Annotated in this window: 1 tRNA gene and 1 rRNA gene; both read left to right on the top strand. The window is 45.9% G+C overall.

Annotated elements, in window-relative coordinates:
* Positions 1 to 67 (top strand): 16S ribosomal RNA (locus tag HGH91_RS31020); the annotation flags it as partial.
* A gap of 203 nt (positions 68 to 270) precedes the next feature.
* A tRNA-Ile gene (locus tag HGH91_RS31015) sits at positions 271 to 345 on the top strand.
* Positions 346 to 392: the final 47 nt, after the last annotated feature.

Below are 392 nucleotides of genomic sequence, written 5' to 3'. Positions count from 1 at the left end.
ATCGGTAATTGGGGCTAAGTCGTAACAAGGTAGCCGTATCGGAAGGTGCGGCTGGAATACCTCCTTTTTAGAGCTCATTAACCTATGAGCTGTTGTTTCCTTCTTTTAATTTATTGTACTAACGCCCTTGGCTACACGCCAGGCGGAAAGTAATGATAACTTCGGCAAAGGTTGAAGTTATGAAATAGTTCTTTTAACAAGGAGTCGCCAAGTTGGTCACATGGACTGATCGGTTAGAGAGTGTGATTAACGCCAACAGGCAACCTAAACAGATCCGTAGCTCAGCCTGGTTAGAGCACTACACTGATAATGTAGGGGTCAGCAGTTCAAATCTGCTCGGGTCTACAATGATTACGGGGGATTAGCTCAGTTGGCTAGAGCACCTGCCTTGC

The organism is Chitinophaga eiseniae (assembly GCF_012641265.1).
In the GTDB taxonomy this organism is placed as follows: domain Bacteria; phylum Bacteroidota; class Bacteroidia; order Chitinophagales; family Chitinophagaceae; genus Chitinophaga; species Chitinophaga eiseniae_A.
This window is presented reverse-complemented; position numbering and strand designations above follow the sequence as displayed.